This window comes from Agrobacterium sp. RAC06, assembly GCF_001713475.1.
Taxonomy (GTDB): Bacteria; Pseudomonadota; Alphaproteobacteria; order Rhizobiales; family Rhizobiaceae; genus Allorhizobium.
Genome location: NZ_CP016499.1, coordinates 1,080,728 through 1,090,784, shown reverse-complemented (window position 1 = coordinate 1,090,784; position 10,057 = coordinate 1,080,728). Strand labels below are relative to the sequence as shown.

Below are 10,057 nucleotides of genomic sequence, written 5' to 3'. Positions count from 1 at the left end.
TTCCGCACGCCGGCTCTTGCGGTTGCCGGAGCCGGGTGTCTCGGAGGGGTCGCGGTGTCTCTTGCTCAAGTCGCACTCTTCTTCGTTGTCTTTGCCTTCGTGGCCGTTTTGGCCGGCGCCTTCTTGGTGGCAGCGGCCTTCGGCTTGGCGGCCGTCTTCTTCGGCTTTTCCGCCGCACCGTCGTCCGACTTCGCCTTGGCAGACTTGGCCGGAGCCTTCTTGGTCTTGCTCTTGCCGCCGCCATCCTTGGCCGCCCGCTCGGCGATCAGCACAAGCGCTTCCTCGACGGTGACGCTTTGCGGGTCCTTGCCCTTCGGCAGGGTGGCATTCACCTTGCCCCAGTTGACGTAGGGACCGAAACGACCTTCGCGGACCGTCATCGCTCCACCGTCAGGATGCTCTCCGAGTTCCTTCAGCGCAACCGCGGCCGTGCGGCCACGGCCGCCCGGATTGGCCTTCTTTTCGGCGAGCACGGTCACGGCGCGGTTGAGGCCGATCGACAGCACGTCCTCAATACCTTCGAGATTGGCATAGGTGCCGTCATGCAGCACGAAGGGCCCGTAGCGCCCGAGACCGGCCGAAATCATCTTGCCGGTTTCCGGATGCGCACCCACGTCGCGCGGCAGCGATAGAAGCGAGAGTGCTTTTTCGAAATCGATATCGGCCGGCGCCCATCCCTTCGGCAGCGAGGAGCGCTTGGCTTCCTTGCCGTCGCCGCGCTGGACGTAAGGCCCGAACCGGCCCGAACGTAGCGTGATCTCTTCTTCGGTGACCGGGTCTTTCCCAAGTGCCCGCGGCTCATTGCCGCCGGCTTCGGCTTCGGCACCACCTTCGGAGGACAGCTGGCGGGTAAAGTTGCACTCCGGATAGTTCGAGCAGCCGACAAAGGCGCCGTACTTGCCGAGCTTCAGCGATAGATTACCGGTGCCGCAGACCTGGCAGATGCGCGGATCGGATCCGTCCTCGCGCTTCGGGAAGACGAGCGGCGCAAGCGCCTCGTTCAGCGCGTCGAGCACGTTGGTGACGCGCAACTCCTTCGTGTCTTCGATCTGGGCGAAGAAATCCTGCCAGAAGGCGCGCAACACGTCCTTCCAGTTGAGCTCACCGGCCGAGATCTTGTCGAGCTTCTCCTCGAGCTCGGCGGTGAAATCATATTCGACATACTTGTTGAAGAAGTTCTCCAGGAAAGCCGTGACCAGACGCCCCTTCGAATGCGGGATCAGCTTGCGCTTGTCCATGACCACATATTCGCGGTCGCTCAGCGTCTTGAGCGTCGCCGCATAGGTCGAAGGGCGGCCGATGCCGAGCTCTTCCATTTTCTTGATCAGCGAGGCTTCCGAATAACGCGGCGGCGGCTCGGTGAAATGCTGGCTGGCATTGATCTTGTTCTTGGCCAATGCCTCGCGGGCATTGATCTCGGGCAGGCGGCCATCCTCGTCGTCACCATCCTCGGGCGCCTCGCCTTCCTCGCGCTGGTCCGTATAGGCGGCAATGAAACCGTCGAAACGAATGACGGAACCGACGGCGCGCAGGCCTGCCTTCTCGCCCTTGTTGTCGGCGAGGATCTCGACCGTCGTGCGCTCGATTTCGGCGGACGCCATCTGGCTCGCAATGCCGCGCTTCCAGATCAGGTCGTAGAGCCGCATCTGGTCGCTGTCGAGGAAGCGGCGAAGCTTGTCCGGCGAGCGGTTGAAGTCGGTCGGACGGATGGCTTCGTGGGCTTCCTGGGCGTTCTTCGCCTTGGTGGAATAGAGGCGCGCCTTCTCCGGCACATAGCGCGGGCCGAACTGGTCGAGCACGGCTGCACGCGCCGCCTCGATCGCTTCGGGCGCCATCTGCACGCCATCGGTACGCATATAGGTAATGAGACCAACGGTTTCGCCGCCGATGTCGATGCCTTCATAGAGCTTCTGGGCGATCTGCATGGTGCGCGACGCAGAGAAGCCGAGCTTCGAGGATGCGGCCTGCTGCAGCGTGGACGTGGTGAAGGGCGGGCCAGGATTGCGCTTGACCGGCTTTGCCTCGACGCTGTCAACAGCGAAGGCTGCACCCTCGAGCAATGCCTTGATGCCTGAGGCCTGGTCGCCATTGGTCACCGAGTTGCGCTGCATGCGCTTGCCGAGATGCGAGACAAGCCTTGCCTCGAACTCGTCACCGCGCGGCGTCTTCAGCAGCGCGGAAATGTTCCAGTATTCCTCGGCGACGAAACGTTCGATCTCGTTTTCGCGGTCGCAGACGAGGCGCAGCGCCACAGACTGCACGCGACCGGCTGAGCGCGCACCCGGCAGCTTGCGCCAGAGAACCGGCGACAGATTGAAGCCGACGAGATAATCGAGTGCACGGCGCGCCAGATAGGCGTCGACCAGCGGCGTGTCGATATCGCGCGGATTGGCCATGGCGTCGAGCACGGCCTTCTTGGTGATCGCGTTGAAGACAACGCGCTTCACAGGCTTGTCGCCGATCACCTTCTTCTTTTTCAGAAGGTCGAGCACGTGCCAGGAAATAGCCTCACCCTCGCGATCCGGGTCGGTCGCGAGAAACAGGCCGTCGGAGGACTTCACCGCATCGGCAATGTCCTTCATGCGTTTTTGCGAGGCGGCATCGACCTCCCAGAACATCTCGAAATCCTGGTCCGGCAGAACGGAGCCATCCTTGGCCGGCAGATCGCGCACATGGCCGAACGAGGCGAGCACCTTGTATCCGGGACCCAGATACTTGTTGATCGTCTTGGCCTTGGCCGGGGATTCTACGACTACGACGTTCATTGGACAACTATACCTTCAACGCATCCGATCAGCGGCACCGCACCACAGTCTTCGGAACACGGTTTTCCGACATGGAGGGCGAAACGTCTGCGGTCAAGAGGCGGGGCCTATTTTCCGACCTGTGAATATATGCAACCGGAGAGAGATCACAGGTAGATTGCAATCTTAGATAAATGCTCTATTGTATTTTACAGGGCATGGCGAGGCTGGGTTGTGATGGCCTCCGGTGAAGACGGACAAATGCGATGGCAAGAGACACAGCCGACACGAACGGTCGCGGAACCCGCACGATGGAAAACATCGCCTACATCCGCCAGATGCTCGCCGAGTTGCGGCTTGTCGCCGAAAATGAAGGCGCCGAGATGCTCTGTTATCTGATCGAGATGGCCTATGTCGAAGCCGGCGATGTCCAGTCCGGCCGTCGTGCGCTTTCAATCCATCATGCTCAGCGAGACAAACCCTCCCGCATGCCGCTCTAGCCGTCCGGCAATATCGAGCTCCAGCAAGACCAGATAGACCGAAGACGCCGGCAAGGCTGTGTGGCGGATGATATCGTCGATCTCGACAGGCGTCGGGCCAAGCGCCTGCACGATGACGAGGCGTTCGTTGTCATTCGGCGGAGGTGCAAGCGGTCTCTCGCCGGGCTCGTCAGCGGGCTCGTCTGCTTCGTTCGGACTGAAGAGATCGAGCTCGGAGATCGGAGCCAGCGCCTGCAGCACATCCTGTGGTCTGGTGGTGACGGTCGCCCCATCCTTGAGCAAGCCGTTGGTGCCCTCGCAGCGCGGATCGAGTGGTGAGCCGGGAACGGCAAAGACCTGCCGACCGAATTCTCCCGCAAGTCTTGCGGTGATCAGCGAACCGGAGCGTGCAGCCGCTTCGATCACCACCACACCCAGAGCCACGCCGGCGATCAGCCGGTTGCGTCGGGGAAAATCCCGTGCCCGCGGTTCCCAGCCGAAGGGCATTTCGGAAATGGCGAGGCCGCGACCGCTGCAGATCTGGTCCAGCAGATCGACATTCTCTGGAGGGTAAGGCTGGTCAAGACCGCCCGCCATGGCCGCAATCGTGCCGGTGTCGAGGCTGGCCCGATGCGCTGATGCGTCGATGCCGCGGGCAAGGCCCGACACGATCGCATAGCCGGCACGCCCGATCTCCCCCGCCATCATCGCTGCGAACTTAGCGCCGCTGATCGAGGCATTGCGCGATCCGACGATGCCGACTGCCGGGAGGGTCGCGACGTCTAGGTCGCCCTTGACGGCAAGCAGGGGAGGGGCTGCGTCGATCTGTCTGAGCGCTGCCGGATAGTCGGGCTCGCCGATGCCGATGAAGCGGGCGCCGAAACGAGAGGCCGTCTCGATTTCGCGCTCGGCCTCACCGACGGTTGCGATACGAATGCTGCGGGTCGATCCGCCGCGCCTCGAGAGTTCCGGAAGGGCTTCGAGCGCCGTTTCGGCCGAGCCGAAGTGGTTGATCAAGTCCCGAAAGGTTGCGGGGCCGACATTGTCGCTGCGGATGAGCCTCAGCCAGGCGATCCTCTGGCGGTCCGTCAGCGCAATCCCCTTTCGTCTTGCGCTTTCTGACCCCATGGCTTTCCTCTAGCCCTTTTTGCCGATCTTGCTTTCCGTTCCCGCGATCAGCCGCCCGATATTCTCTTTGTGACGCCAGTAAGTGATGACGGTCATGACCGCCGTCACGACCGCAGCCTCTTCAACCCCAAGTATCCACAATGCAACCGGAATGACAAGTGTGGCGACGAGCGCGGACAACGAAGAGTAGCGGGTGATGAAGGCGACCGCGAGCCAGACGATAGCGAAGACCAGAACCATCCGAGGCTCAACCCCGAGCAAGGTGCCGATATAGGTCGCGACACCCTTGCCGCCCTTGAAACCCAGCCAGACTGGGAAAAGGTGACCAATGAAGGCTGCGAAGCCACCGAAGAGAGCAGCATTGTGGCCAAAGATCGCATGCGCAATCAGCGCCGCAGCCGTGGCCTTCAGCGCATCGAGGAGGAGGGTGGCGGCCGCCAGCTTCTTGTTGCCGGTGCGCAGCACGTTGGTCGCGCCGATATTGCCCGAACCGATCGAGCGCAGATCGCCGAGGCCCGCCATCTTGGTCAGCACGAGGCCGAAGGGAATGGAGCCGAGCAGGTAACCGAACAAGAGGACGATTGCGAGATTGCCCCAGCCGAGGGCGGAAATGTCGATCATGGGTATCCCTGTCCTCTTTAGTCTAGAGCGCGTGGACGCACTGGCCTGCAACATAGGTCGCAACGGCCCGGCCCGAGAAGCGGGCATCTTCGAAAGGCGTGTTCTTCGAGCGTGCAAGAAGATTGTCGCGCGACACGAGCCACGGCTCGTCGAGATCGACAAGCGCGATGTCGCCATGAGAACCCGGCTTCAGCGTGCCACCGGGCAGCCCGAAGATTTCGGCTGGACGCGTCGACATTGCGTCGATGAGCCGCATCAGCGGTACCTGGCCCGCGTGATGCAGGCGGAGCGCTGCCGAGAGCATGGTTTCCAAGCCGATGGCACCATCGGCGGCCTCGCCGAAAGGCAGGCGCTTGGTGTCGACGTCCTGCGGATCGTGCGAGGAAACGATAATGTCGATCTGCCCCTTGGCCAGCGCATCGACCATTGCCATGCGATCGTCTTCCGAGCGCAGCGGCGGATAGAGCTTGAAGAAGGTCCGGTACTCGCCGATGTCGTTTTCGTTGAGGCTCAGGTGATTGATCGAGATGCCGCAGGTGACCTTGGCACCGCGCTTGCGCCCGAGCTCGATCGCCTCGACCGATTCAGGAATAGAGATCTGCGAGGCGTGATACTTGGCCCGCGTCAGCGCCGCGATCCTGAGGTCGCGCTCCAGCGGAATGAGTTCGGTCTCACGCGGGATGCCGCCAAGCCCGAGCCAGCTTGCAAGCAGCCCTTCGTTCATCACGCCATTGGCCGCGAGATACTTCTCCCGCGTTTCCAGCGCGATCACGGCGCCGAATTCGCGGGCGTAGGTCATGGCACGGCGCAGAACTTGGCTGTCGTTCAACCCGTAGCGGCCATTGGTGAAGGTAACGGCTCCGGCCTGCTGCAGGAGACCCATCTCTGTCATCTCGGCGCTGGTCATGCCCTTGGTCAGAGCCGCTGCCGGATAGACGCGCACATCGGCCGTATCGCGGGCCGTCTTCTTGACGAACTCGACGAGCGCGATGTCGTCGATGACAGGATCCGTTTCCGGCATCATGATGAAGGACGTAATGCCACCGGCCGCAGCCGCCCGGCTTGCGGACGCAATCGTCTCGCGATGCTCCGACCCCGGCTCGCCGACGAAGACGCGAGCGTCAACGAGACCCGGAATGGCGGTGAGGCCCCGGCAATCTCGGATCTCAGCGCCCTCGGGCGAGCCCTGGTTCTGGGCGTCGGCGCCAGCGGCAAGGATCTTGCCGTCTGCGCCGACGATGATTGTCCCGATTTCGTCCAGCTTGCGCGAGGGATCGACGATGCGGGCATTCTTGAGGACAAGCGGCTTTTTCATGCGCCCATTCCCTCCGAACGCGGTCCCTGGTTCTGCGAGACAAGCAGCGTTTCCATGACGGCCATGCGAACGGCAACGCCCATCTCGACCTGGCTCTCGATCACGCTCTGCGGACCGTCGGCGACTTCGGATGCAATTTCGACGCCGCGGTTCATCGGTCCCGGATGCATCACGAGCGCATCTTCCTTGGCAGCCTTCAGCTTTTCAGCATCCAGGCCATAGAAGTGGAAGTATTCGCGCACCGAAGGCACGAAGGAGCCGGACATGCGCTCGCGCTGCAGGCGCAGCATCATCACGACGTCGGCGTCTTTCAGCCCTTCCATCATGTCATGGAAGACTTCGCAGCCCATGTCGGCAATACCGGCGGGCAGCAGCGTCGCCGGTGCCACGACACGGACGCGGGCACCCATGGCATTGAGCAGCAGGATGTTGGAGCGCGCCACGCGCGAATGCAGCACGTCGCCGCAGATCGCGACGATAATGCGGGACAGCTTGCCCTTGGCGCGCCGGATGGTCAGCGCATCGAGCAGCGCCTGTGTCGGGTGCTCGTGCTGCCCGTCACCGGCATTGACAACTGAACACGCAACCTTCTGCGCGAGCAGCGCTGCCGCACCCGCCGAAGAATGCCGCACCACCAGCACGTCCGGCCGCATGGCGTTCAGCGTCATCGCCGTATCGATCAGCGTTTCGCCCTTCTTCACCGAGGAATTGCCGACCGACATGTTCATGACGTCGGCGCCAAGGCGTTTGCCTGCGAGCTCGAACGAGGCTTGCGTCCGCGTCGACGCTTCGAAGAAGAGGTTGATCTGGGTGAGGCCCCTCAGCGTGGAAGTCTTCTTCTCCCGCTGGCGGCTGATTTTGACGGCTTCGTCTGCCTTGTCTAACAGGAACGTGATGTCCTGCTCGGTAAGGCCCTTGATGCCGATGAGATGGCGATGGGGAAAGAAGACCATGGACGTCCTCCTGAGATGTCACGCGGTCTATAAAGTGTGGGATCGGGCCGGGCAAGCACATGCTAGGTGGATTGACGCACGGTCCCCATGTAATAGGAGCGAATGAACGGTAGGGAACACCGGCAGATTTCGCCCTGGATGCTCCGACCGCAATGGAATGACGAAGACGAAGCGTTGGCGGGCCAGCGCATGTCTCCTTTCAAGATCGGCAGGATTGATGAACCGGACTGAAGAAAAACTCGCAGCGTTGAACCAGCCCAAGCCCTGGTCCGGCATCAATGCCTATCGGTCCGATCCGCTTCTCGTCGATCTTACATCCTCGCTGTCACGCCCGCTGCGCGAGGAATACGATGTCATCGGCAAATATGTGACCTCGCCGGAAGCCCAGGAACTGGCGCGCATGGCCAATGCCAGCCCGCCGCAGCTCAGAACCCATGGCGTGCGTGGCGAACGCCTCGACGTCGTCGAATTTCACCCCGCCTGGCACGCCCTGATGCGCCGCTCGATGGCATCAGGCCTGCATTCCTCCGTCTGGGAAAATGCACCGGAAGCCCGCGGCCATGAGCACAAGGCGCGCGCTGTCCGCTTCTTCCTGACCGCCCAGCTCGAATCGGGCCATCTCTGCCCGCTCACCATGACCAGTGCCTCGGTCGCCGCCCTCGTCGCGTCTCCGGCTGTCCAGAAGGAATGGACGCCGCGCATCCTGTCGCGCAAATACGACAGCAGCAACAAGCCGCCGATGCAGAAGAGCGCCGTCACCATCGGCATGGGCATGACCGAAAAGCAGGGCGGCACGGATGTGCGCGCCAACACCACGATGGGCGAACGGGTGGGCGAGGGGATCTACCGCCTCGCTGGCCACAAGTGGTTCATGTCGGCCCCGATGAGCGACGCCTTCGTCATGCTCGCCCAGACCAAGGATGGCATGGGCTGCTTCCTGGTGCCGCGCCTGCTCGAAGACGGTTCTGCCAACGGGCTTGAATTCCAGCGCCTGAAGGACAAGCTCGGCAACCGCTCGAATGCCTCTTCCGAAGTCGAATTCTCCGAGACCTTCGGTTTCCTGCTCGGCACGCCCGGTGACGGCGTGCGCACCATCCTCGACATGGTGACGCTGACGCGCCTTGACTGCGCGCTCTCCTCTGCCGGCATGATGCGCGCCTCTATGGCCGAGGCGGTTCACCACGTACGTGGCCGCATGGTTTTCGGCAAGACGCTGATAGACCAACCGATGATGAGCCGCGTGCTCGCCGACATGGCGCTCGATGTCGCGGCAGCGACCGCACTCGCCTTCCGTCTGGCCGACAGTTTCGACAAGGCGCGCGAAAGTCCCATTGATGCGGCCTATGCCCGCGTCATGACACCGGTTGCCAAATACTGGATCTGCAAGATCGCCCCCGGGCTGATCTACGAGGCGATGGAATGCATCGGCGGCAGCGGTTACGTCGAGGAGCGCCCCATCGCCCGACATTATCGCGAGGCTCCGGTCAACGCGATCTGGGAAGGCTCCGGCAATGTCATGGCGCTCGATGTTCTGCGCGTCTTGAGCCGTGGCAAGGATCTCTTCGAAACGCTGTTTGCCGGCCTTGAGCGCGATCTCGGCCCCTCCGGCAAGAAGACGGTGGAAGTGCTGCGCGCAGCGACCGCGCTTGCCGAACGCGATGAAGCCGCCGGTCGCCTCTTGATCGAGCAACTGGCGCTCGCAGCCGGTGCCGCCGAGCTCTATCGTCTGGGTGCCGGCAAGATCGCCGATGCCTTCCTCGAATCACGCCTCGCGGGTGGATGGCGCCATACCTATGGCGTGCTCGATGCGCGATTTGATTCGCGCTACGTGCTCGATCTCCTCTATCCGCCGGCTGCCTGACCGGCGAGATAGAGCACGACGGGGATCGTGAAGAAGGCTGCGACCGTCTGCACGGTGGCCGCTGCCGCGTAGAGATCGGCGTCGCCACCCATCTGCTTGGCTAGCACATAGCCGTTCATCGCGGTGGGAACTGCGGCACCCAGCGCGATCATCACGACGATTTCGCCTGAGAGACCGAAAACTAGAGCGAGCAGCACCGCGACAGCCGGAAAGACCAGGAGCTTCAGCACGACCGTCATCAGCACACTCGGCTGCGGTTTGAGGGCATCCGCGACCCGCAGACCTGCGCCGACGGTCACAAGACCCAGCCCGAGCGAGGCGCTGGCAATCAGGTCGACCGCGGTCATGACAGGCGCATAGATCGAAATCCCCGCAAAGTTCACGAGCACACCCAGCAAGGCACCGATGATGATTGGATTGGTGACGATCCGGACGACGAAGGTCTTCAAGCCCCGACTCTCGCCGGAGAACCAGACCATCACGCCGACATTGATGAGATTGAGCGGTACGATGATCGACGCCATGATGATGGCGATGACGGAGAGGCCAGTCTGTCCCGTCAGCTTCTCCGCGATGGCGAGTGCCATGAAGCCGTTCCAGCGCGTCGATGTCTGGAACACGGAGGTATAGGAAGGCCCGCCCATGCCGCGCGCCTTGAGCAGGGGCCAGATCGCAAGAACGAGTGCGGTCATGACCCCGACCGCGAGCAGCGACACCAATCCGACGCTTCCGCTGTCGAGCGACGAGAAGTCGGTGGTCGATAGCGTCTGAAAAAGCAGGGCCGGAAACAAAACGAAATAGCCGAACTGCTCAAGCCCGCTCCAGAAGCTCTCATTGATGAGCCTGGTGCGTTTCAGCACGACCCCGAGAATCACGAGCAGGAAGATCGGCAGGATGCTTTCGAAGATGATGAGCATGGCAGGTCCAGGATGGCGGGCAGGGGAGGGGTAGACCCG

The 10,057-nt window shown here is 62.4% G+C and carries 8 protein-coding genes; 2 read left to right on the top strand and 6 right to left on the bottom strand.

The window, feature by feature from the left end:
• Nucleotides 1-65: 65 nt before the first annotated feature.
• A complete protein-coding gene (gene topA, locus BSY240_RS05255) occupies nt 66-2,765 on the bottom strand; it encodes a type I DNA topoisomerase (protein ID WP_069041617.1) in 2,700 nt (899 codons plus the stop codon).
• 245 nt (nt 2,766-3,010) lie between these two features.
• On the opposite strand from topA, the gene BSY240_RS05250 reads away from it, so the two are divergent.
• Complete coding sequence (locus BSY240_RS05250) at nt 3,011-3,244, top strand: hypothetical protein (RefSeq protein ID WP_054150650.1); 234 nt, start codon at nt 3,011-3,013, stop codon at nt 3,242-3,244.
• On the opposite strand, the gene dprA is transcribed toward BSY240_RS05250, so the two are convergent.
• The 4 genes from dprA to BSY240_RS05230 are packed head-to-tail and all read right to left on the bottom strand — an operon-like array spanning nt 3,197 to nt 7,240.
• The gene (gene dprA / locus BSY240_RS05245; protein ID WP_069041616.1) at nt 3,197-4,351 is read right to left on the bottom strand and encodes a DNA-processing protein DprA; all 1,155 of its coding nucleotides are present in this window, start codon (nt 4,349-4,351) and stop codon (nt 3,197-3,199) included. The two genes, BSY240_RS05250 and dprA, sit on opposite strands and share 48 nt — an antisense overlap.
• A gap of 9 nt (nt 4,352-4,360) precedes the next feature.
• Nucleotides 4,361-4,972 (bottom strand): glycerol-3-phosphate 1-O-acyltransferase PlsY, encoded by a 612-nt coding sequence (plsY, locus tag BSY240_RS05240; protein WP_069041615.1) that lies wholly within the window; start codon nt 4,970-4,972, stop codon nt 4,361-4,363.
• A gap of 22 nt (nt 4,973-4,994) precedes the next feature.
• Nucleotides 4,995-6,287, bottom strand: coding sequence for a dihydroorotase (locus BSY240_RS05235; RefSeq protein ID WP_069041614.1), 1,293 nt, complete (start codon nt 6,285-6,287; stop codon nt 4,995-4,997).
• Complete coding sequence (locus BSY240_RS05230) at nt 6,284-7,240, bottom strand: aspartate carbamoyltransferase catalytic subunit (protein WP_069041613.1); 957 nt, start codon at nt 7,238-7,240, stop codon at nt 6,284-6,286. The genes BSY240_RS05235 and BSY240_RS05230 overlap by 4 nt, the downstream gene beginning before the upstream one ends.
• Before the next feature lie 217 nt (nt 7,241-7,457).
• On the opposite strand from BSY240_RS05230, the gene BSY240_RS05225 reads away from it, so the two are divergent.
• Nucleotides 7,458-9,101 carry an acyl-CoA dehydrogenase family protein gene (locus BSY240_RS05225; protein WP_069041612.1) on the top strand — a complete coding sequence of 548 codons (1,644 nt, stop codon included), beginning with the start codon at nt 7,458-7,460 and terminating at the stop codon, nt 9,099-9,101.
• Here BSY240_RS05225 and BSY240_RS05220 read toward each other — a convergent pair.
• Nucleotides 9,083-10,018 carry an AEC family transporter gene (locus tag BSY240_RS05220; RefSeq protein WP_069041611.1) on the bottom strand — a complete coding sequence of 312 codons (936 nt, stop codon included), beginning with the start codon at nt 10,016-10,018 and terminating at the stop codon, nt 9,083-9,085. The genes BSY240_RS05225 and BSY240_RS05220 overlap by 19 nt on opposite strands.
• Nucleotides 10,019-10,057: the final 39 nt, after the last annotated feature.